Origin of the sequence: Spirillospora sp. CA-128828, from assembly GCF_050945415.1 — a bacterium.
GTDB lineage: Bacteria > Actinomycetota > Actinomycetes > Streptosporangiales > Streptosporangiaceae > Spirillospora.
Map to the genome: position 1 here is coordinate 6,080,589 of NZ_CP191986.1, position 20,303 is coordinate 6,100,891.

General features: G+C 71.0%; 24 protein-coding genes. 13 read left to right on the plus strand and 11 right to left on the minus strand.

The annotated features are described in order from the left end of the window. The first annotated feature begins 73 nt into the window (after positions 1-73). A complete protein-coding gene (locus ACQPXG_RS29445) occupies positions 74-1,261 on the plus strand; it encodes a thiolase C-terminal domain-containing protein (RefSeq protein ID WP_433462376.1) in 1,188 nt (395 codons plus the stop codon). A gap of 287 nt (positions 1,262-1,548) precedes the next feature. Then, positions 1,549-2,454, plus strand: coding sequence for an oxygenase MpaB family protein (locus ACQPXG_RS29450; RefSeq protein WP_433462377.1), 906 nt, complete (start codon positions 1,549-1,551; stop codon positions 2,452-2,454). A 5-nt stretch (positions 2,455-2,459) separates the two neighbouring features. Here the strand turns inward: ACQPXG_RS29450 and cqsA are convergent, their stop codons facing one another. Further along, positions 2,460-3,617: an alpha-hydroxyketone-type quorum-sensing autoinducer synthase gene (gene cqsA, locus ACQPXG_RS29455; RefSeq protein WP_433462378.1), complete on the minus strand. Its 1,158-nt coding sequence runs from the start codon at positions 3,615-3,617 to the stop codon at positions 2,460-2,462. A gap of 148 nt (positions 3,618-3,765) precedes the next feature. Here cqsA and ACQPXG_RS29460 point away from each other — a divergent pair, with 148 nt between their 5' ends. After that, positions 3,766-4,359, plus strand: coding sequence for a TIGR03086 family metal-binding protein (locus ACQPXG_RS29460; RefSeq protein WP_433462379.1), 594 nt, complete (start codon positions 3,766-3,768; stop codon positions 4,357-4,359). Positions 4,360-4,586: 227 nt separating this feature from the next. Next, entirely contained in the window at positions 4,587-5,510 is a 924-nt protein-coding gene (locus ACQPXG_RS29465; protein ID WP_433462380.1) for a lysylphosphatidylglycerol synthase transmembrane domain-containing protein, read from the plus strand. A 169-nt stretch (positions 5,511-5,679) separates the two neighbouring features. Here ACQPXG_RS29465 and ACQPXG_RS29470 read toward each other — a convergent pair whose 3' ends face one another. Continuing rightward, the gene (locus tag ACQPXG_RS29470) at positions 5,680-6,876 is read right to left on the minus strand and encodes an RNA-guided endonuclease InsQ/TnpB family protein (RefSeq protein ID WP_433462381.1); all 1,197 of its coding nucleotides are present in this window, start codon (positions 6,874-6,876) and stop codon (positions 5,680-5,682) included. A gap of 392 nt (positions 6,877-7,268) precedes the next feature. On the opposite strand from ACQPXG_RS29470, the gene ACQPXG_RS29475 reads away from it, so the two are divergent. Beyond that, the gene (locus ACQPXG_RS29475) at positions 7,269-8,438 is read left to right on the plus strand and encodes a Cmx/CmrA family chloramphenicol efflux MFS transporter (RefSeq protein WP_433462382.1); all 1,170 of its coding nucleotides are present in this window, start codon (positions 7,269-7,271) and stop codon (positions 8,436-8,438) included. Here the strand turns inward: ACQPXG_RS29475 and ACQPXG_RS29480 are convergent. The 3 genes from ACQPXG_RS29480 to ACQPXG_RS29490 all read right to left on the minus strand — a co-directional run bounded on the left by ACQPXG_RS29480 (position 8,384) and on the right by ACQPXG_RS29490 (position 11,506). Then, on the minus strand, positions 8,384-9,199 hold the full coding sequence (locus tag ACQPXG_RS29480) for an SGNH/GDSL hydrolase family protein (RefSeq protein ID WP_433462383.1): 816 nt from the start codon (positions 9,197-9,199) through the stop codon (positions 8,384-8,386). The genes ACQPXG_RS29475 and ACQPXG_RS29480 overlap by 55 nt on opposite strands. A 243-nt stretch (positions 9,200-9,442) precedes the next feature. After that, entirely contained in the window at positions 9,443-11,104 is a 1,662-nt protein-coding gene (abc-f, locus tag ACQPXG_RS29485) for a ribosomal protection-like ABC-F family protein (RefSeq protein ID WP_433462384.1), read from the minus strand. Between the two features lie 111 nt (positions 11,105-11,215). Continuing rightward, entirely contained in the window at positions 11,216-11,506 is a 291-nt protein-coding gene (locus tag ACQPXG_RS29490; RefSeq protein WP_433462385.1) for a PGPGW domain-containing protein, read from the minus strand. Positions 11,507-11,644: 138 nt separating this feature from the next. Here ACQPXG_RS29490 and ACQPXG_RS29495 point away from each other — a divergent pair, with 138 nt between their 5' ends. Together ACQPXG_RS29495 and ACQPXG_RS29500 are read left to right on the plus strand one after the other, a co-directional pair. Next, positions 11,645-12,151 carry an NUDIX domain-containing protein gene (locus tag ACQPXG_RS29495; protein ID WP_433462386.1) on the plus strand — a complete coding sequence of 169 codons (507 nt, stop codon included), beginning with the start codon at positions 11,645-11,647 and terminating at the stop codon, positions 12,149-12,151. An 18-nt stretch (positions 12,152-12,169) separates the two neighbouring features. Further along, positions 12,170-12,571, plus strand: coding sequence for a PPOX class F420-dependent oxidoreductase (locus tag ACQPXG_RS29500; protein WP_433462387.1), 402 nt, complete (start codon positions 12,170-12,172; stop codon positions 12,569-12,571). A gap of 19 nt (positions 12,572-12,590) precedes the next feature. Here ACQPXG_RS29500 and ACQPXG_RS29505 read toward each other — a convergent pair whose 3' ends face one another. From ACQPXG_RS29505 to ACQPXG_RS29520, 4 genes are read right to left on the minus strand one after another with little or no spacing between them, the layout of a single operon-like run. Then, positions 12,591-12,875 carry a hypothetical protein gene (locus ACQPXG_RS29505; RefSeq protein WP_433462388.1) on the minus strand — a complete coding sequence of 95 codons (285 nt, stop codon included), beginning with the start codon at positions 12,873-12,875 and terminating at the stop codon, positions 12,591-12,593. Next, positions 12,872-13,495, minus strand: a complete 624-nt coding sequence (locus tag ACQPXG_RS29510) for an RNA polymerase sigma factor (RefSeq protein WP_433462389.1) — start codon at positions 13,493-13,495, stop codon at positions 12,872-12,874. The genes ACQPXG_RS29505 and ACQPXG_RS29510 overlap by 4 nt, the downstream gene beginning before the upstream one ends. Beyond that, entirely contained in the window at positions 13,492-14,664 is a 1,173-nt protein-coding gene (locus tag ACQPXG_RS29515; RefSeq protein ID WP_433462390.1) for a sodium:solute symporter family protein, read from the minus strand. Before ACQPXG_RS29515 ends, ACQPXG_RS29510 begins: the two co-directional genes overlap by 4 nt. Beyond that, complete coding sequence (locus ACQPXG_RS29520) at positions 14,613-15,023, minus strand: hypothetical protein (RefSeq protein ID WP_433462391.1); 411 nt, start codon at positions 15,021-15,023, stop codon at positions 14,613-14,615. The genes ACQPXG_RS29515 and ACQPXG_RS29520 overlap by 52 nt, the downstream gene beginning before the upstream one ends. 170 nt (positions 15,024-15,193) lie before the next feature. On the opposite strand from ACQPXG_RS29520, the gene ACQPXG_RS29525 reads away from it, so the two are divergent. From ACQPXG_RS29525 to ACQPXG_RS29540, 4 genes are all read left to right on the plus strand, one after another. Next, the gene (locus ACQPXG_RS29525; protein ID WP_433462392.1) at positions 15,194-15,421 is read left to right on the plus strand and encodes a DUF3311 domain-containing protein; all 228 of its coding nucleotides are present in this window, start codon (positions 15,194-15,196) and stop codon (positions 15,419-15,421) included. 115 nt (positions 15,422-15,536) lie between these two features. Then, positions 15,537-15,788 carry a DUF3311 domain-containing protein gene (locus tag ACQPXG_RS29530; protein ID WP_433462393.1) on the plus strand — a complete coding sequence of 84 codons (252 nt, stop codon included), beginning with the start codon at positions 15,537-15,539 and terminating at the stop codon, positions 15,786-15,788. 4 nt (positions 15,789-15,792) lie between these two features. Beyond that, positions 15,793-16,083 carry a hypothetical protein gene (locus ACQPXG_RS29535; protein ID WP_433462394.1) on the plus strand — a complete coding sequence of 97 codons (291 nt, stop codon included), beginning with the start codon at positions 15,793-15,795 and terminating at the stop codon, positions 16,081-16,083. Continuing rightward, the gene (locus tag ACQPXG_RS29540; protein WP_433462395.1) at positions 16,059-17,402 is read left to right on the plus strand and encodes a sodium:solute symporter family protein; all 1,344 of its coding nucleotides are present in this window, start codon (positions 16,059-16,061) and stop codon (positions 17,400-17,402) included. The genes ACQPXG_RS29535 and ACQPXG_RS29540 overlap by 25 nt, the downstream gene beginning before the upstream one ends. A 95-nt stretch (positions 17,403-17,497) precedes the next feature. On the opposite strand, the gene ACQPXG_RS29545 is transcribed toward ACQPXG_RS29540, so the two are convergent. Further along, positions 17,498-17,971 carry a MarR family winged helix-turn-helix transcriptional regulator gene (locus ACQPXG_RS29545; RefSeq protein ID WP_433462396.1) on the minus strand — a complete coding sequence of 158 codons (474 nt, stop codon included), beginning with the start codon at positions 17,969-17,971 and terminating at the stop codon, positions 17,498-17,500. Positions 17,972-18,104: 133 nt separating this feature from the next. Here ACQPXG_RS29545 and ACQPXG_RS29550 point away from each other — a divergent pair, with 133 nt between their 5' ends. Both ACQPXG_RS29550 and ACQPXG_RS29555 read left to right on the plus strand, forming a co-directional pair. Beyond that, a complete protein-coding gene (locus ACQPXG_RS29550) occupies positions 18,105-18,992 on the plus strand; it encodes an N-acyl homoserine lactonase family protein (RefSeq protein WP_433462397.1) in 888 nt (295 codons plus the stop codon). A 16-nt stretch (positions 18,993-19,008) separates the two neighbouring features. Next, positions 19,009-19,509, plus strand: coding sequence for an SRPBCC family protein (locus tag ACQPXG_RS29555; RefSeq protein WP_433462398.1), 501 nt, complete (start codon positions 19,009-19,011; stop codon positions 19,507-19,509). Here the strand turns inward: ACQPXG_RS29555 and ACQPXG_RS29560 are convergent. Beyond that, positions 19,429-20,199, minus strand: a complete 771-nt coding sequence (locus ACQPXG_RS29560) for a transposase family protein (RefSeq protein WP_433462399.1) — start codon at positions 20,197-20,199, stop codon at positions 19,429-19,431. The two genes, ACQPXG_RS29555 and ACQPXG_RS29560, sit on opposite strands and share 81 nt — an antisense overlap. Between the last annotated feature and the right edge of the window lie 104 nt (positions 20,200-20,303).

The window sequence follows — 20,303 nt, forward strand, 5'->3', positions numbered from 1 at the left end:
AGTGCGTCCGCCCGCCGCGCCGCCCGCGCGTTATCGTGTTACCGAACACCATTCGGTACAGGAGGCGAGCCCGATGGCCAACCGCACCTTCGTCGTCGGCGTGGGCATGACCAAGTTCGAGAAGCCCGGCTCCCGCGACTGGGAGTACCCCGACATGGCCAAGGAGGCCGTCGGCAACGCGCTGCAGGACGCAGGCGTCGGCTACGACACGGTCGAGATGGCCTACGCCGGCTCCATGTACGGATCGATGGGCCAGCGCGCCCTCTACGAGACCGGCATGACCGGCATCCCGGTGATGACCGTCATGAACGCCTGCGCGACCGGCTCCAGCGCGCTGTTCCTCGCCCGCCAGGCCGTCCGCGGCGGCCTCGCCGACTGCGCCCTCGCCCTCGGCATGGAGAAGATGAAGAAGGGCTCGCTCGGCGCCGGCATGGGCGAGTCCAAGGTCACCATCGTCGACCACCACCTGCGCTCCATGACCGCGGGCCGCGAGTGGGAACTCGACAAGGCGCCCATGCCGCAGATGTTCGGCAACGCCGGCCGCGAGCACATGGAGAAGTACGGCTCCACCCCCGACCACTACGCCTGGATCGGCTGGAAGAACCACAAGCACTCGGTCAACAACCCCTACGCGCAGTTCCAGACCGAGTACTCCCTCGACGACGTCAAGAACGCGACGATGATCTTCGACCCGCTCACCAAGCTGCAGTGCTCCCCCACCTCCGACGGCGCCGCCGCCGCGCTCGTCGTCAGCGAGCGGTTCCTGGACGAGCACGACCTGTGGGACCAGGCCGTCGAGATCGCCGGCCACCACATCGCCACCGACACACCGCAGAGCTTCGAAGACCACTCCTCCATCCAGGTCGTCGGGTTCGGCGTCTCCCAGCACGCCGCCAAGAAGGCCATGGACGAGGCACAGGTCTCCATCGACGACGTCGACGTCATCGAACTCCACGACTGCTTCAGCGCAAACGAACTCATCACCTACGAAGCGCTCGGCATGGCCGAGGTCGGCGAAGGCCACAAGCTCATCGACGACGAGGCCACCACCTACGGCGGAAAGTGGGTCGTCAACCCCTCCGGCGGCCTCATCTCCAAGGGCCACCCGCTCGGCGCCACCGGCCTCGCCCAGTGCGCCGAACTGACCTGGCAACTGCGCGGCAAGGCCGGAAACCGCCAGGTCGACGGCGCCCGCACAGCCCTCCAGCACAACATCGGCCTCGGCAGCGCCTGCGCAGTCGCCGTGTACAAGCAGTGCTGACCCAGGGGTAGCGACCCCCCTGGAACCCCCCGTCACGAGCCGGTCGATCCTCACGCCACGGTTTCGATGTGTTGTGACCGTGCGGGTTTGTGTCGTGGCGCTGCGGTCGCCCGGCTCGGCGGGCATGCGCCCTCCGCTCGCTGCGCTCGCTCCACGCGCCTGCCCGCAATGGTGGCTGGTGCCGTTGCCTGGGGCGACCTCTGCTTCGGCCTTGGCGTGCGACAAAGATTGACTCTTGTCTCACGTTCGCTAGGCTAGAAGTAAGTGGTTACTGGTCAGGAGGTGTGATGCCCGCCTCGTCCTCGCCATCGGTCGTCACCGCGGCCGCGCGGGCGGTCGTCCGCGCTCCGCTCGGGCCCGGCACGCTCCTGTGGCGGCACGCCGCCGACCTGCGCTCCCTGCTCCCCGGCGCCGCCGCCGGCCTGATGCAGCTCATGCACCCCGGCATCGGCGCCGGAGTCACCGGGCACTCCGCGTTCTTCGACGCCCCGTTCGACCGGATCCACCGGTCCGTCCCGCAGATCTGGGCGACGATCCTCGCCCCCGACGGCACCGACCGCGCCCGCGGCATCCGCGACCTGCACCGCGCGATCGGGGGCGTGGACGAGCGGGCCCGCCGCTACCACGCCCTCGAACCCGAGACGTTCTGGTGGGCGCACGCCACCTTCACCTGGGAGATCTTCAAGGCCGCCGAGACCTTCCACCCCGGCACCCTCAGCGCCGAGGACCACGAGCAGATGTACGCCGAGACCGTCACCTGGTACTCCCGCTACGGCGTCAGCATGCGTCCCGTCCCCGCCGACTACGCCGGATTCCAGTCCAAGTTCTGGCACATCTGCGCCAAGACGCTGGAACTCACCCCGGCCGCCGCCCGCGCCCTGGAGATCGCCAAGCACGGCTCCGACACCGTCACGATCCTGCCCGTCGGCGGCGCCCGCCTCGACCGCGCCGGACGCCTCGTCGTCGAACGCCCCCTGCGCCTGATCACCTTCGGCTGCCTGCCCCCGATCGTCCGGGAACGCTTCGACGTCCCGTGGTCCCCGCTGGACCAGGCCCGGTTCGCCGCCCTCGCCATGGCCAACCGGCAGGGGTACCGCATGATGCCCACCGGCATCAACCACTGGGCCCTCCGCAGCATGCTCCGCTACATCGGCGCGCAGACCCGCCCCGCGCGGTACCGCCCGGCGGCCTGAGGGAGTCAACCCGCCGGGGCCGGAGAGGCCAGGCGGGGACGCAGGTCCTCACAGGCGGCGAGGATCCGGCCGACGTCACCGTCGGTCAGGGCCGCGTGCACGGAAAGGCGCACCAGCGTACGGCCCACCGACGCCGTCGGCGGGAACAGCGCCGCACTGAAGATGCCGCGGCCGACCAGGGCGTCCCGGAGCATGGTCGCGTCCGCCTCCGAGCCCGTCTCCAGCGCGACGATCTGCGAGTCGGACTCCACGAGGCGGTAACCGAGCCCGGCCAGACCGTCCCGCAGGCGCCGGGTGACGGCGCGCAGCCGCTCCCGGCGCCAGCCCTCCTTGCGGACGACCCGCAGCGCCGCGGCGAGCCCCGCGACGTCGTGCGGCAGCAGCGTCGAGCTGAACACCGCCGGAAGCGCGGTGTGGACGAAGTAGTCGGCGAAGCCCGGACGGTCGCAGGCGATCAGCCCCGCCCGCCCCGGAAGCGCCTTCGCCAGGCTCGCCGTGCGGAAGTCGACGCGGCCGGTGAGGCCCAGCGCGGCGACCAGGCCCTCGCCGTGCTCCCCGTGCGTGCCGAGCGAGTGCGACTCGTCCACCACGAGCATGCAGTCGAACTCCTCGGCCAGCTCCACCAGCCCGGGCAGCGGGCAGACCGATCCGTCGGTGCTGTAGACGGCGTCCACCGCGATCACGCCGGAGCCGCCCACCTCGATCCGGCGGCGCAGGTGGCCGAGGTCGTTGTGGCGGAAGTAGGCCATCTCCGCGCCCGCCCCCCGCGCCCCCTCCCACAGCGACATGTGCGCGAGAACGTCCAGGTAGACGGGGACGTCCGGCCCGGCGGCCACCTGCAGGAGCCCGGTGTTGGCGGCCCAGCCCGACGGGCACAGCACCCCGGCCCGCGCGCCCATGTGCCGCGCGAAGTCCTCGCCCAGCACGATCTGCGGGTGGTCGTCGGACAGGCAGAGACCGGCGGGCTGCGCGCCGCCGTCCGCCGCCCGCAGGCTGGCGATCATGGCCTCGGTGACCGCCGGATGCTCGGCGAGGGCGAGATAGTCGCTACAGGTCAGCATGATCGCCCCGCCGCCGGGGGGCGCGGGCGCGGGCCGCCGCCCGCCCCGGGTGCCCCGGAACACTCTGATGCGTTCGCCCAGCCGCTGGTGAGCGCTGGTCATGGTCGTCACTCTCCCCCGTCAAACTTCCGTCACGTCCCGTAGCGGAACCTAATCATAGTGTGAAAAGAATCTCGGGGGTGAGGCAAAGCCTACGGAGTGTAGCGGGCTTGAGTGGAACAAATCATTCCGTTCTGCTATTATGGAGGGCATGAGCGAGATCATCACCTCGGGCTGGACCATCCTCGACACCGCCCACGAGGCACTGAGCAACGCCGTCCGCGACCTCTCCGGCCAGGACCTCGGCCGCCCGACCCCGTGCGCCCACTGGAACGTCGCCCAGGTCGTCCAGCACGCCGCCGGCGACCAGCTCGCCTTCGCCTCCTCCATCACCGGCGAGCCCGGCCCCGGCTACAACCCCTTCGAGCCGTCCGGCACGCTCGACGGATCGCCGATGGACCTGCTGGAACCGTCCGTGTCCGCATGCGCCGCGGCCTGGGCCACCGTCGACCGCGATGCCACCGAGACCCCGGTCCCCGTCCCGCCCGGCTCCCTCAAGCCGGAGACGGGCGCCGGCGCCGCCGCGCTCGACGCCGCCGTCCACGCCTGGGACATCGCCGTCGCCACCGGCCGCCCCTCCCCGCTCACCCCGGAACTCGCCCGGACCCTGCTCGACGTCGCCAGGCAGATCGTTGAGCCGCTGCGCCAGTACGGCGCGTACGCCGCGGCCATCGACCACACCGGTGACGACGAGGTGGCCGCACTCCTGCGCTACCTCGGCCGCGACCCCGGCTGGACGGCCTGACCCGGCCGTGACCTGCGGGCGCGCGGCCCGCAGGTCACGCAACGTTCGCACCGAGTGGTTCCGGCGGTCGCATACTCTTCAACGACGCAACCGGACAATAAGGTGTGGAGACGATCGCCGCAGGCACCGACCCCGCGGTGGGCGCCGAGCTTTCCGGCCTAGGCGCGCACACTGCGACGCCAACCCTCGTTCAACGGGCCCGCAGGGCCCGTTGGGCCGTTCTCGGGGTGCTGCTGACCCTCGTCGTCACGGCCCTGATGCTGACCGTCGGCCCGCTGCGGGCGGCCGCCGCGACGATCGGTCACATGCGCTGGGTCTTCCTGCCGGCGCTGGTCCTGCTCTCCCTTCTGCACTACGTCTTCTCCGCGGTCGCGCTCCGCGGCGCGTCCGGCTGCCCTCTGCCGCTGGTCACCACGACGATGACGCAGTTCACCGCGTCCGCCGCCAACCGGGTCACGCCGGGCGGCATCGGCGCCGCCGCGGTCAACACCCGCTATCTCGTCTGCCGCGGCGTGCCGCTGGCCCGCGCCGCCGTCGCCGTGGCGGTCCTGCACGTGGCCGGCGTCCCCGCGGACCTGCTGCTGATGGGAGCCGTCCTCGGCCTCGGCACCGTCTTCGGGCCTGGCGCCGGGAACGACCGAATGCTGGACGCGCTCGGCCACCACGCAGCCCAGGCCGCCGGCCTCGTCCCGCCCGTCCCACTGCTCATCGCCGGCGGGGTGCTCCTGCCGGCCGCCGTTCTGTGGGGCCGCCGCGCGGCGCGCTCCGCTCCCGCCCGCAGGGCCGTCGCCGGCTTCGCCGACCTGTGCCGCCGCCCGCGCGACCTGGCGATCACCCTCGCCGCGTCCGCCGGGACCACGTTCGTCATGGGCGTCGCGTTCGCCATCAGCGTCCTCGCCATCCCCGGGACGGCGGTCGGCCCGGCGGACGCGCTGGCGCTCGTCGCCGCCTACCTGGTCGGCGCCGCGGCCGGCTCGGCCATCCCGACGCCCGGCGGGGTCGGCTCCACCGAGGCGGCGCTCGTCGCCGCGCTCGCCGCCCTCGGCATCGCCGCCGGTCCCGCCTTGCACGCCGTCCTGCTGTTCCGGGCGATCACCTTCTGGGCGCCGGTCCCGCTGGGTGTGCTGGCATGCCGGACGCTCCGGCGCTGACCTTTACATTGTAGATCACTAGATGCCGAAGACCGCCCCTGCACCCGCCACCAGCTGCGCACCTCCCGGAGGAATTCGGCCAACGCCTCGCTCGCTCGCGCGCGCTCCCGGCAGGACGTTCCTTGACATCCTCCCCCTCGTGAACGAGAGGGATTCCAGCAGCGACCAACTACCCCGTGAGGGGCAGGTCGTGTTGAGGTTCACGATTCACCGGCCCGCCCAGCGGCGGGCCTCCCCGTGCAGCGACCGCATGCCCTGCGGCCGTATCACGAATGTTGCAGGCGGCGTTCACGTCGGCGTTGACCCGATGCCCGCAGGCCACGCAGGAGAAGACCGCTTGGCTCTCGCGGCTCTCCCCGGCGACATGCCCGCAGGCGCTACAGGTCCGCGAGGTGTTACGCGGATCGATCTTCACCACGCGCCCGGGTGCCTTGTCCTCCAGCCGCCGCACCAGACCGCCCCAGCCGGCGGCGAGGATGCCCCGGTTCAGCCCGGCCTTCTGAGCCACGTTGCGGCCCGGCGCCTCCACCGTCCCGCGTGCCGACCGGGTCATGCCCCTGATGTTGAGGTCCTCGACGGCGATCACGTCGAACCGGCGGGCCAGGCCGGTGGAGGTCTTCTCGATCCAGTCCTTGCGGCGGTCGGTTTCGCGGGCCCGTAACCGGGCGATCGCGGCCTTGACCCTGGCCCGCCGCTTCGACCCGCGCTGGGCGCGGGCGAGTCGGCGCAGCAGCCGCCCCAGCCGGGCCCGCTCGGTCTCCCGCAGTCCGGGCACAGTGAGCAGGTCACCGGTCGACAACGCCGCAGCCACGGCCACGCCCCGGTCCACCCCCACGACCTTGCCGGTGCCGGGTGCGTGGATGGGGTCGGGGATCGCGGCGAACGCGACATGCCAGCGGCCCGCCCGGTCCCGGGTGACCCGGAATGATCTGGCGCCGTCGGGGACGGGCTGGGACAAGCGGAACCGCACCCACCCCACCTTCGGGATCTTCACCTGACCCACCCGCCGCGACACCCGCCGCACGTCCCCGGGCTTGACCGCCACGACCCGGAACCCCTCATGCCGTCCGACCTTGCGCCAGGTGGGGCGCCGGTGGGTACCGGCGAAGAAGTGGGCCATGGCTTGGTGGAAGTCCTTGAGCGCCTGCTGCTGCACCGTCACCGACCCCGCCCGCAGCCACCCGTACTCCGACCTGGCCTGCGTCAACTGGCGGCACTGCTCGACGAATCCCGGCGCCGAACCGCGCCCCGGCCGCCACCACGCACGCTGCTCGACGCACAGGTTCCACACGAAACGTGCGTGCCCGCAATGCTCCAGCAGCGCTTGTTCCTGAGCGGGCGTCGGCTGCAGACGGTAGCGGGACATGCCCGGAAAGCTACCGGCCGCCACCGACAAAACCCGAGAGAACATCCTGAGGCACCATGCCGCGTTTCCTCCCGCCCTGAAGGACGTTGCCTCCACACCGGAGGCAACAGGTGAACAGGAACCGGGCACGCCTCGGATGCTCCCGTGGTAGAAGCTCCCGAGCTCACCCCGCTCGCCGGGCTGCTAGCCTCGTCCCCATGTCCAGCCCCGAGTCCGACAGACGCTGACTCCCGGGCGGCTCCCCTGAGTGCGGGCCGCCTGCGGTGGGCTGCCTTCGCCCTCTGATCCGAGGGATCTCTTCTCGCCATCGCCGTCCGTGACGACCCCGGACGGCCCTCCCGGCACAGCCCCCGCCGATCAGCAGACCTGTTCGCCGATTCGGGAGTCTCCCCTTGCCTTTCGCCGTCTACGTCCTCGGGCTTGCCGTGTTCGCCCAGGGCACCTCGGAGTTCATGCTGTCCGGCCTCATCCCGGGCATCGCCGCCGACCTGCACGTGTCCATCCCCGCCGCCGGCCTGCTCACCTCGGCCTTCGCGATCGGCATGGTGGTCGGCGCCCCGTCGATGACCCTGCTCGCCCGCCGGTGGCCGCGCCGCCGCGCCCTGCTGGCGTTCCTGTGCGCGTTCATCGCCGTCCATGTCGTCGGCGCCGTCACCACCAGCTACGCGGTGCTGCTGGCGACGCGCGTCGCCGCCGCCCTGACGAACGCCGGGTTCTGGGCGGTCGCGCTCGCCACCGCAACCGCGCTCGTCTCCCCCGCCGCGCGGGCCCGCGCCACGTCCGTCGTCGTCGGCGGCGTCACCGTCGCCTGCGTCGCCGGAGTTCCCGCCGGCGCGCTGCTCGGCGGGGCGTGGGGCTGGCGGACGGCCTTCTGGGCGGTCGCGCTGGTGTCGCTGCCCGCGATGGTCGCGATCGCCAAGGCGATCCCGGAGGAGCGCCCGTCGGTGAGCAGCGCGGGGCGGGAACTCCGCGCGCTCGCCAGTGGCCGGCTTCTGCTGACCCTCACGGTCAACGCGCTCTTCCAGGGGGCGACGTTCTGCACCTTCACCTACCTCGCGCCGCTGGCCACCAACGTCACGGGGTTCGGCTCAGTCTGGGTCCCGGCGCTGCTGGCCCTCTTCGGGGCCGGGTCCTTCGCGGGCGTCACCATCGGCGGGCGGATCGCCGACACTCACCCGGCCGCCCTGATCGCGGCCGGGATGTCGTCGCTGGCCGCCGGGTGGACCGTCCTCGCGCTGAGCGCGGGTAGCCCGGCGGCGACGATCGCACTCGTGTTCGTGCAGGGCATGCTGGCGTTCGGGACGGGCCCGGCGCTGATCTCACGCGTCCTCGACCAGGGCTCCGCCGCGCCGACGCTGGCGGGCGGGTTCGCGACGGCCGCGTTCAACGTCGGCGGGACGATCGGCCCGTGGCTCGGCGGCACCGCGATCGGCGCCGGCCTCGGCTACCGCTCGCCCGTCTGGGTGAGCGCGCTGCTGATGGCCGGCGCGATCGCGCTGCTGGCCGGTCAGGCCTGCTTCTCCAGGGCCCGGAGGGCGGAGCCGGTCATGGCGGGCAGATAGCCGGACCGGTGGCCGAGCGCGGTCGGGTGGTAGGACGAGCCGATCGGGATCGTCACCGCGTTGAGCCAGCCGTCGCCGGAACACAGCTCGTGGCCGGCGAACTCGTCCCGGACGTCGGACCAGGTGAACCCGGCGCGGCCGGCCGCCTTGGAGATCACGCCGTCCATGGTGTCGGCGGCGCCGTTGAGGGCGGTCCGCTTGGTGTTGCTCAGCCCCGCGCACAAGTTGACGATCTTGTAGAGGCGGGGGTAGCCGAGCACCACCACGCGGGCCGACGGCGCCTTCGCCCGGATCTTGGCGTACACGGAGTCGAGCTTGCCAGGGAGCGTGTTCTTCATGTAGCTCTCGGCCTGCGCCACCCTGCTCTGGCACGACGAGGTCGACTCCAGGACGCAGGTCTGCATGACGTCGCTGAACCCGGCGTCGTTGCCGCCGACCGTGATGCTCACCAGCGTCGTGGACGAACTGAGCGCCCCGAGCTGCCCGCTGGCGACGGTGTCCGTCGTCGCGCCCGAGCAGGCGGCGAACTTGTACGACTGCGTGGTGTGCGCCGCCGCCCACAGATTCGGGTAGGCGTTGGCGCTGCGGTTGCACGACCCGCTGCCGGGGTCGTAGTTCCCGGCCCCCGTGCCGGACGAGTAGGAGTCCCCCAATGCGACGTAGCTGGTTCCGGCCGCCGAGGCGGACCCGGACCATGCCACTGAGCCGGCGGCGAAGGTCACCGCACCGAAAGCGACCAGACAGGGGCGGGAGAGACGCATCTGCACACTCCGGGCGACGTATCGAATTGTGTCGCCCGACTTATACCCGCCCCGCCATTCCCCCAAGCCCCAAACTGATCAACAGTGTTTGGCACTATCCGCCATTGCAATCCGAAATACGAGAATCTCGGACCGTCAAGACACAAGGAACAACAACCATTTTCGACTCAATAACGACCGCCTCAGGAATCACACCGGCCCCATTCGTGCTCCCCTGTCGCGGAGCGAACGGGGCAACGGCGGTCACGCACGTCCACGCCCGCGCCCGGCCCGGAGTTCCAGCCGCTCCCCCTCGAAGCGTGCGCGGAAGCCGCGGTCGTGCGAGACGGCGACCACCGCCCCCGGGTACGCCGCGAGCGCACTCTGAAGGTCCTCGACCAGGTCGAGCGCGATGTGGTTGGTCGGCTCGTCGAGGACGAGGAGGTCCGCGGGCCTGGTCACCAGGGCCGCGATCTGCAGCCGCCGCTGCTGCCCCGCGGACAGGGCGGCGACCGGGATGTGCAGGTCCTCCTCGCGGAACAGGCCCAGGGCCAGGAGCTGTTCGGCGTACTCGTCGGGCGGCCCCGGCCGCCCGGCGGCGAACGCCGCGAGCAGCGGGAGCCGCGTGGAGCGCGCGGGAAGTTCCTGCGCGAGGTAGCCGATCCGGGCGGGGCGCCGGGCCGCGCCCGCGTCCGGCTCCAGGTCGCCCGCCAGTACACGCAGGAGCGTCGTCTTGCCCGCGCCGTTCTCGCCGGTGACCAGCAGCCGCTGTCCGGACGCGATCGTCAGGAGCCCGTCCAGACGGAGTCGTTCGCCGACCCGTACGCCGTCGAGCTCGGCGAGAGACCGCCGGGCCGGGCCGTCCGCCGCCGGCAGGGCCGCCGTGAAGCGGAGCGGTGCCGGCGGCTTCGCCACCGGGTTGCGCCGCAGCTGGGCCAGGCGCTCCCGGACGGAGCGCACCTGCCCGCCGAGCTTCGCCTCGCTGGACCGGCGGTGCTTGCCGAACCCTTCCTTCGGGTCGCGGCGGGTGGTGGCCAGCCGCCTCCCTGCGGCCTCGAGCAGTTCCTCCATGCGGGCCACCTCGTCGGCCCAGGCCGCGTACCGCTGCTCCGCGCCGCGCCGGGCGGCGGCCTTCGCGGCGCGGTAGCCGGCCCAGCCGTCGCCGTACCGTCGCACGGTGCACTCATCACGGTCGACCTCCAGGATCGTGGTGGCGATGCGCTCCAGGAAGCCGCGGTCGTGGGTGACCGCGACGACGGTGCCGCAGTGGGCGCGCAGGTGCTCCTCCAGCCAGCGCACGGCCGCCGCGTCGAGGTGGTTCGTCGGCTCGTCCAGGAGCAGCAGTTCGGGGGCGGCCGCCAGCACGCAGGCGAGCGCGAGCCGCGACTGCTCACCGCCGGACAGCGAGCCGAGCAGGCGGTCACGGGTGATCCGGGCGAGCCCGAGCCCGTGCATCGCGGCGTCCACACGGGCGTCCGCCTCGTATCCGCCGCGTTCCTCGTATTCGACCAGCAGTTCGCCGTACGCGGCGAGTTCCTCGTCCGACGCGTCTCCCAGCGACTCCTCTGCCGCACGGAGCGTTCGCTCCATATCGCGCAGTTCGGTCAGGGCGAGGTCGACGGCGTCCTGCACGGTGCGGGACGCATCGAGGTCGAGGGTCTGGGCGAGGTGGCCGGTGCCGCCGGGGAAGCCGACGTTGATCTCTCCGGTGTCCGGCATCTCGGCCGCGGCGAGCAGCCGCAGCAAGGTGGACTTGCCGGAGCCGTTCTCGCCGACGACGGCGACCTTCTCACCTGGCCGGACGGTGAAGGAGATCTGGTCGAGGACGGTCCGGGTGCCGTAGGACTTGGTGACGTCCTTGACGGACAACTGCACCACGGCAACGGGGGCGACGGTGGGCAGGACGGTATGGGCGCGGTCGCGCATATGACTTTTCCTGGACGTACGAAGGGTCTACGGGCAGCAGAAACGGCGGCATCGGCCGTGCCCGGACTCAGACGAAGTAAAGGAAAGCCATGCCCGCACCATACCGCGGGATCAGGGATTTCGAGGGCGGCGGATCTTGCGCCAAACAGTGCGGGCGTGGGTGTTCAGGCGGGTGCTGACGCGGCGGGCGGCGGGGAACTCGGTGCCGAGCAGGCCGAGGCCCGCGAGGATCGCGACGATGCCGGGGCCAGGAAGGACGAGCATGGCGGCACCCGCGACGATCAGCGCGGTGCCGACGATCGCGACGCCGATCTTGCGCAGAAGGCGGACGGGCGTCCGCCCCCGGGCCTCGGGTGAGGGATCGGTCTCCGAGCCGGAACGGTCCATCGCGGTCGTGGTCACTTCGCCTCCCCAGGACGTCTTGTCATTGGGACGAACCGGAACCGCGTCCGGGATCCCGATCGCGGCCGGTGTGGCCAGCGTCACACCCGGGCCGAGCCGGGCGTGGGACGGGCGCCCGCGGCGGCTAGCATCTCGATCATGAGGATCCCGTCCGGCGTGCCGCGGCGTGCGCGCGGCCGCTCCGGGGCGCTGGCCGCGCGGGTCTGGAGGCGGCTGGGCGGGCGGACGCAGTGGCGGCTCGCGCGGCTCCGGCACCGCACGTTCCTGGTCTATGCCGGCGGGATCGTCCGGGACGAGCAGGGACGGATCCTGCTGCTGCGACACCGCATGTGGCCCGCGTACCGCGCCTGGGGGCTGCCGGGCGGATACGTCAACGCCGGTGAGCGGCTGGAGGACGGCGTCGCGCGCGAGGTGCGGGAGGAGACGGCCCTGAAGGTGAAGGTCGCCGGGCCCCCGCTCCATGTCGCCAGCGGATTCCGGCACCGGGTCGAGACCTACTACGAGGCCCGGGTCGTCGGCGGGCGGCTCGACCTGGACGCCGGCGAGATCCTGGAGGCCCGCTGGTGCCCGCTGGACGCGCTGCCGGACGAGATGTCGCCCCGCCTCCGGACCGTCATCGCCTCACTTGACCTCAACCGCGGTTGAGATTGCAGCCTGGACCGCATGATCCTCACCGACCTCGAACGCGAATACATCGCCGGGCAGCAGCTCGGCCGCCTCGCCACCGTCGGCCCCAAGGGCGACCCGCAGAACAATCCCGTAGGAGTCACCTACAACGCCGAGACCGGCACGATCGATATCGGCGGCTGGAACCTCGCCAAGTCCCGCAAGTACCGCAACCTGCAGCACAACGACCAGGTCGCCCTCGTCATCGACGATCTGGCCTCGGTCAGTCCGTGGAAGGTTCGCGGCATCGAGATCCGGGGACGCGCCGAGACCGCCGTCGTCAAGGCGGTGGAAGGCTCGCATTTCGGCGGCGACATCATCCGCGTCCACCCGCGCACCGTATTCAGCTGGGGCATCGACCCGGACGCGGAGAACATGACCAAACGCACGATCGAATAGCCGATCCTGAGTCGCTTTCTCAGGGGGTGTCGATCGCCGGGGCCTGCCGCTGGGACGGGGCCGGGTCGTTGAAGATGACGTGGGGCCGGTCGTCGGCCTGGTTGAGGGCCCACAGGCCGACGGCGTCGGCGCAGACGAACAGGACGGCCATGAGGGTGGCCACGATCCGGCGGCGCCGGCGTTCCCGGCGGCGCCACTCGCGCCGGACCCGCTGGTAGGCGTCCGGTGCCGGTTGGACCCCGTCGGTGAGCGCGTCGAGGGCCGCGCGCAGCTGATCTCCCGAAAGAGCGGGACCGCTTGTCATCGTCGCTCCTGCATCAGCTTGGTCAGAGTGGTCATGCCGCGGGCGACGTGCGTCTTGACCGCGCCCTGCGAGATGCCCATCGAGGCGGCGATGTCGCTTTCGCACAGCCCCAGCCAGTATCGCAGGACCAGCGCCTCGCGCTGCCGTGCCGACAGATGCCGCAGCGCCTCGACCAGCGCCCGCTGGTCATCGCGCAGCAGGGCGGCACTCTCGGCCGACTGCACCGAATCCGCCCCCTGGTCGATGTGCTTGCGAACGACCTGGAGGTGACGCAGCCGCATGCGGGTCAGGTTGCAGACCACCGACCGCAGGTAGGGCAGCGCGGCGTCGGGGGTGCGGAGCCGGTTCCACCGGCGGTGCAGCTGGCAGAACGCCTCGGAGACGATGTCCTCGGCGTCGTCGGCGCCGAGCAGCACGGCCAGCCGCAGGAGCCCGGGGTAGTGCAGGTCGAACAGCCGGGTCAGTACGGCCTCGCGATCCATGGCACGTCCGTCGGCGTCGGCCTGCCCCGTGGCGGGCCCCTGCGCAGACGGCGCCGCGCCGTGGGGCGGGGCGAACGCCGCGACGTCCGGAGCAGGCTGCGGCGCCGGAAACGGGACACCGGGTCTCAGGACGGTCATGTGGTCGTCTCCATTCCGGGCCGCGGGCCGGCCGACGACGTCAGGTCCGGGCCGCGCGGAACCCCCCACCTGTCCAGCAGGGGTGTGAGCACCGCGACGATCAGCAGGTTGAGCCCGAGGCCGACGACCGCAGCGTACGCCTGCGCCTGCCACCCGCCCAGCCCCACGTGGATGACCGAGGTGAATCCGGCGCCGACCACCATGTGGGTGCCCGCGACCATGCCGGCCGCCCATCCGCCGAGCAGCGCCACGTGGTGCAGTCGCCGGGTGAACAGTCCGCCCGCCACCGCCGGGAAGGTCTGCAGGATCCAGACACCGCCCAGCAGCTGCAGGTTGATGGCGTCCTGGCCGCGGAGCCCGAACACGAACACCACGGCCCCGGCCTTGGCCACGAGCGAGACCACCTGCGCGATCCGCCGCTGGTGCTTGGGCGTGGCCGTCGGATGGAAGAACTCGACGTAGATGTTGCGGACGAACAGGGTCGCCACCGCGATCGACATCACCGCAGCGGGAACGAGCACGCCGACGGCCAGGGCGCCGAACACCAGCCCGGTCAGTGCCGCCGGCGTCACCTCCTTGACCAGCAGGGGCACCGCGACCTCGGCGCTGCCCGGCGGTGCGGCGATCCCGGTGGCGAGGGCCGCGACGCCCAGCACCGCGAACAGCCCGAGCACCGCCGTCCAGGCGGGCAACGCGATCGACGTGCGGCGCAGCGCGTCCGCTCGGGTGGACGCGAACGCCGCCGTCAGCACGTGCGGATACATCAGCAGCGCCATCGCCGAGCCGAGCGCGAGGGTGGCGTAGACGGAGTACATCCGCGGGTCCAGGGCCATCGAGGCCCCGGCGGTCCCGCCGGTCGACAGGCGGCGGTCCGCGTCGGCGAACATCGGGCCCGGGCCGCCGAGGCGGTCCATGGTCAGGGCGACCACGGCCACGACCGCGCAGACGATCGCCGTCCCCTTCACCAGCGAGATCACCGCAGGTGCGCGCAGTCCATGCCGCCAGGTCGCCACCGCCAGGACCGCGAACACCGCGATGAGCGCGAGATCGCCCGCCGCCCCACGCGGGTAGAGCCCGCCCGCGGTCAGGACGGCGCGGATGCCGAGCAGCTGCAGCGCTATGTAAGGCATGGTCGCCAGGACGCCGGTGACGGCCACGACCAGCGCCACATCGGGGAGCCGTAACGGCCTCGGACGAAGTCGGCCACCGTGACGTACCTGTGCCGTCGCGCCACCGTCCACAGCCGGGGCAGCAGCACGAAGGCGACCGGATACACGATCACGGTGTAGGCCAGAGCGAAGAACGCCAGCGCCCCGATGCCGTACACCAGGCCGGGAACGGCGGCGAAGGTGTAGGCGGTGTAGATCGTGCCGCCGAGCAGAAACCACATGGCGAACGCACCGATCCGGCGGTCGGCCAGCGCCCAGCTCTCCAGGGTGGGCAGCTCGGGGGCCGGGCGGAACCGGCGGGCGGTGACCGCGAACAGCGACGTCCCGCCGAGCACGGCGAGGAACGTCACCACGCTCACCGGCTCGATCATCCGTCACCGCCGCATCCGTCCAGCATTGCCTCTGTGTTGCGCATGTCATACGTCTGGTTGACACAGGCCGGCGGAAAAATCTCGTGGAAATTCGATGTCAACCGGATCGCGGGTGTCGACAACTCTGCCACAAGACCGTGAAACCCCCCGGAGGCGTGATGGCGAAGCCGACCCGACCGGCGCGACGTGCCGCCGCCGGCACCTGCCTGGTCCTGCCCGTCGTGGCGCTGCTGTGCGTGCCGTGGTACGCCCGCTCGACACCGCGGCTGGCCGGGGTGGAGTTCTTCTACTGGTACCAGTTCGCCTGGGTCCCGGGCAGCGTCGTCTGCATGCTGGTCGCGTACCTGCTGCTGCGCGAGCGCCGGGACCGCCCGCCCCACCGATGACGCTCGACGCGGGAGACCCGGCACACCCTTCGCCACCACGCCCCCGACCGAACACCTGACCGCACGCCTCCGCGGTCAGGTCCGCCCTGTCCTTCAGTTCACGAGGAGATCACCCATGCCAAGAATCGATGACCGACCCCCAGAGGAGCCGCAATCGTCCCCGCCGCCTGAGGGCCGTTCGGATCGGAGTGGCTGGAACTGGCTGCTGGTGGTGCCGGTGGTGGTTCCGCTGCTGACGCTGTTCTACAACAGCGACACCCCGCGGCTGGGCGGGTTCCCGGCCTTCTACTGGATCCAGCTCGCCTTCATCCCGCTCGGTGTCGCCTGCACCGTCGTGGTGTACCAGATGACCCGGAAGCGGGGCTGAGCCGATGGCGCGCGACCACCTCACCGAGATCATCGTCTTCGCCGTCCTGTTCCTGCTGGTCAGCGGGATGGGTTTCGTCGCCGCCCGGTGGCGGCGGCCCGACACCATGCACAGCCTGGACGAATGGGGCCTGGGCGGCCGCAGCTTCGGCAGCTGGATCACCTGGTTCCTGATCGGCGGCGACCTGTACACCGCCTACACCTTCGTGGCCGTCCCCGCCCTGGTGTTCGGCGCTACGCCGCCGGCTTCTTCGCCGTCCCCTACACCATCGTGGTCTACCCACTGGTGTTCCTGATCCTGATCCGGCTCTGGTCGGTGTCGCATGTCCACGGGTTCGTCACCCCCGCCGACTTCGTCCGCGCCCGGTTCGGCTCGCCGACGCTGGCCCTGGTCATCGCGATCACCGGCATCGTCGCCACCATGCCCTACATCGCCCTGCAGCTGGTCGGCATCGAGGCGGTGCTGAAGGCGATGGGCGTGAACGGGCACTGGCCGATCATCATCGCCTTCGTGATCCTGGCCGCCTACACCTACCAATCCGGGCTGCGCGCACCGGCGTTGATCGCCTTCGTCAAGGACGTGCTGATCTACCTGGTCATCATCGTCGCGGTGCTGTACATCCCGGCCAAACTCGGCGGCTGGGGCGACATCTTCGACGCCGCCAAAACCAAATTCGACAAGTCGCCCGCACCCGGCGACGGGATCACCATCGCCGGCAGCGGGCAGCTGAACTACGCGATGCTCGCACTCGGGTCGGCGATGGCGCTGTTCCTGTATCCGCACAGCGTCACCGGCGTGCTGGCCAGCCGCAACCGCAACGTGATCAAACGGAACATGGCGGCACTGCCCGCCTACAGCTTCGTCCTCGGCCTGATCGCGCTGCTGGGCTACATGGCCATCGCCGCCGGCGTCAAACCCATCACCACCGACGGCAAACCCGACACCAACACCGTCGTCCCGGTGCTGTTCGACCACATGTTCCCCGACTGGTTCACCGGCGTCGCGTTCGCCGCCGTCGGCATCGGCGCGCTCGTCCCCGCCGCGATCATGTCGATCGCCGCGGCCAACCTGTTCACCCGCAACATCTACAAGGAGTACATCCGCCGCGACGCCGACGCCAAGGAGGAGGCGACCGTCAGCAAGCTGGTGTCGCTGATCGTCAAAGCCGGAGCGGTGGTGTGCATCCTCGCGCTCGACCCCGAATTCTCCATCGACCTGCAGTTGATCGGCGGCGTCATCATCCTGCAGACGCTGCCCTCGGTCGGACTCGGCCTGGTCACCCGCTGGTTCCACCGCGGCGCCCTGATCACCGGCTGGGCCGCCGGCATGGCCGCAGGCCTGTGGATGCTGTACCAAATCCCCAACCCGGCCAAGGGCAAGGAGCACTTCGGCGGCTCGGCCTACCCCCTCAGCGACCTCGGCCTGGACACCCAGACCACGGTGTACGCCGGGATGCTGGCGCTCGCCGTCAACGTCGTGATCGCGGTCGTCGGCACCGTGATCTTCAAGGCCGCCAAGCTCGCCGACGGGCAAGACGCGACCCGCACCTCCGACTACCTCGCCGACGAGGGCGACCCGAAGGTCAAGGACCTGGAGGTATCCGCCAGCACCTGACCCCACCCAGCGGTCTGTGGCGGGACGCTCGCGAGCGTCCCGCCACAGACCGCCAACTCGCCCAGCCCTCCTCTGCGCCTCGCTGTTCCGAGAGGTCAGGCCGGTCGGGGCGGTGACGACTCGCGGCGGTGGGCGAGGGCCTGGCCGGCGGGGAACTCGTCCGCCACCTTCCGGAGCAGATGGACGGTCTCGTCGAGAGGCTCACCGGCCACGAGCCGTTCCAGGAGGCCGTACAGGTGGTCTTCGGCGTCCGCGACCCGGCGTTCGAGCCCCCGCCCTTCCGAGGTGAGGGTCAGCGTGACATATCTGCGGTCGTCCGGGTCGGTGGCGCGCTGGACCAGTCCCTGCGACACCAGCCGGTCGACCAGGCGGCTGGGGCTCGCGGTGGTCTCGCAGACCAGGAGGTGGCCGAGCGCCGACAGGGTGAGGGGCTGGTGATCGTGCAGCACGCGCAGAACCTCGGCCTGCGAGGGGGTGAGCCCGAGCGGCCGCAGCTGTGCGGCGAGGATCCGGTTTCCCTCACGCTGAACGGCGAGGATCAGGTAGCGCAGTTCCTCAACAGGTTTCACGGTCCGCCTTCGGTCGCATCGCCCCCGCCGGGACGACCCATAGGTTACACGACACATATTTACCGGACACCTCTTGCCGGGATGTAGATGTCGTGTAATCTAATGTCGTGTAACGCAATCGAAGGGGATCATCATGAACACGTCCGACCCCATCGCGGGAGTGTCCGTCATCAGCACCGGAAGCGTCGCGATCCGGCCCGAGCACGTCGGGCCCACCCGGAAGAACACCTACCTGTGGCTGGCCACCTCCCGCCGCTGGACGGCCCCGAGACCGATCAACGTGTACGTCGTCGAGCACCGCGAGGGCCTGGTGCTGTTCGACACGGGCCAGGACCGTGCCTCGGTCACCGACCCCGGGTACTTCCCCGGCGGAGCGAACGGCCTGGTCTACTCGCGGCTCGCCAGGTTCGACATCGGGCCCGACGAGACCCTGGCTGCCGGGCTGCGCCACCTCGGGCACGCCGTCGAGGACGTCCGCACAGCCGTCGTCTCCCACCTCCACCAAGACCACATCGGCGGGCTTCCGCTCCTCGGCCGGTCGGAGATCGTCGTCAGCCTGCCGGAATGGGAGTCACTGCACCGGCCGCTGCCGCAAGCCCGCGGCCTCATGCCCGACCACATCGACCTGCCGGGCCTGCGGTGGAAGCGCGTCGCTCCGGAGGGTCTCGCCGACACGTCGCTCGCCCCCTTCCAGGACGGGCACGACCTGTTCGGCGACGGCAGCCTGGTGCTCCTGCCCACTCCTGGCCACACGCCCGGCTCTCTGTCGATGCTCGTGCGCCGTCCGGACCGTCCGCCGCTCCTCATGGTCGGCGACCTGACCTATGACGACGCCCTGCTCGCCCAGAACAAGCTTCCGGGCGTCGGCGACAAGCGGCAGATGCGGACGGCGACGCGGATGGTGAACGAGCTCCGCACCCGCCTACCCGGGCTGGTCGTCCTGCCCGCGCACGACCCGGGCGCGGCAGAGCGGCTGGCCGCCGCCCTCGACGGCGGACCCGGCCGGCGGCTCTCCGCTTGATCGATCGGAGACGACGATGAGCTTTCGCATATCGCTGGACATCCACCGTCCGCCGTCGCGCGTGTTCGAGTTCGTCGCGGACTTCCGCGCCATGCCCCGGTGGTACGAGGCGGTGGAGGGCGTCACGGCGATGACGGGCCCGCCCGGAAGGGGCACACGGTTCCGCATGCTGCGGTCCCTGCCCGGCGGGCCCGCGCGGAACGACGTCGAGATCACGGCCTACGCCCCGGGCCGAGAAGTCACGTTCCGCTCCACGAGCGGCCCGACTCCCTTCCGCTACCACTACCGGACCGAACCAATCCCAGGCGGCACCAGGCTGGTGCTGGACGGTGAGATCAGCGGGGAAGGGCTGACCGGTCCCGCCGCCCACCTAGGCGGCCTGACCGAACGCCTTTTCAAGCAGGGCATGAAGAAGAACCTGAACACTGAACCGTTTTCAACGTGCGTTGGGCTCGCGGTTCTGGAGGACGTGGATGGCCTTGGCCAGATGACCGGCCCGGTGGGGGCAGCAACGTAGCTTGGTCAGGATCTTCCAGTGCTTGAGCTGGGCGTTGGCGCGTTCACCGGGGCCGCGGAGCTTGGCGTGGGAGCGGTTGGCGTCCTTGCAGGACTCGGGCTTGTCCTTGCCCTTGTAGGGCGTCTTGACGTGCGGGCCGGCGCCGACGTAGCCCTTGTCGGCCAGCACCAGGATCCCAGCGGCGGCCAGTTCGCGGACCAGGCCCCAGATCCGGGCGGCCTTCAGGTCGTGCACTGAGCCGGGCAACGGCCCCGACACCCACACGATGGTCCCGTCCGGTGACGCGAGCACCTGCAGGTTCACGCCGTGCTTCTTGTGTTTGCCCGAGTAGAACGGCCGGTCGGCCTTCACTCGGTCAATCGGGATCAGCGTGCCGTCCATGACCAGGTAGAGCAGGCCGTCCTTCTTCGCTTTGGCCAGCGCCCGGCTGAGTTTGGGGGATCGGGCCGACAGCAGCGTGACCGTCTCGTTGACGTACCGCCAGGCGGTGGTGGTTCCGACCCCGAACCCGGCGCCGAGCTGCGCGAACGTCTCCCCGTTCTTCAAGTAGGCCAAGGTCATCAGCGCCTGCATGCCCGCCGGCAGTGCCCGGCCCTTGCTGCCGACCTGCTTGCGGTGCCGGCCGACGACCCCGGCCACGTACTGCAGCGTCTGACGCGACAACGGCAGCGAAGAACGATAGAAAAGCATGTGAAGCCTCTGGTTGGGGCGGAGGGTTGTGAGAGATCACCCGTCCTACCAGGGCTTCTTCATGTTTCAGGGCCCGCCACACCGCCCGCGATCATGCTGTGATC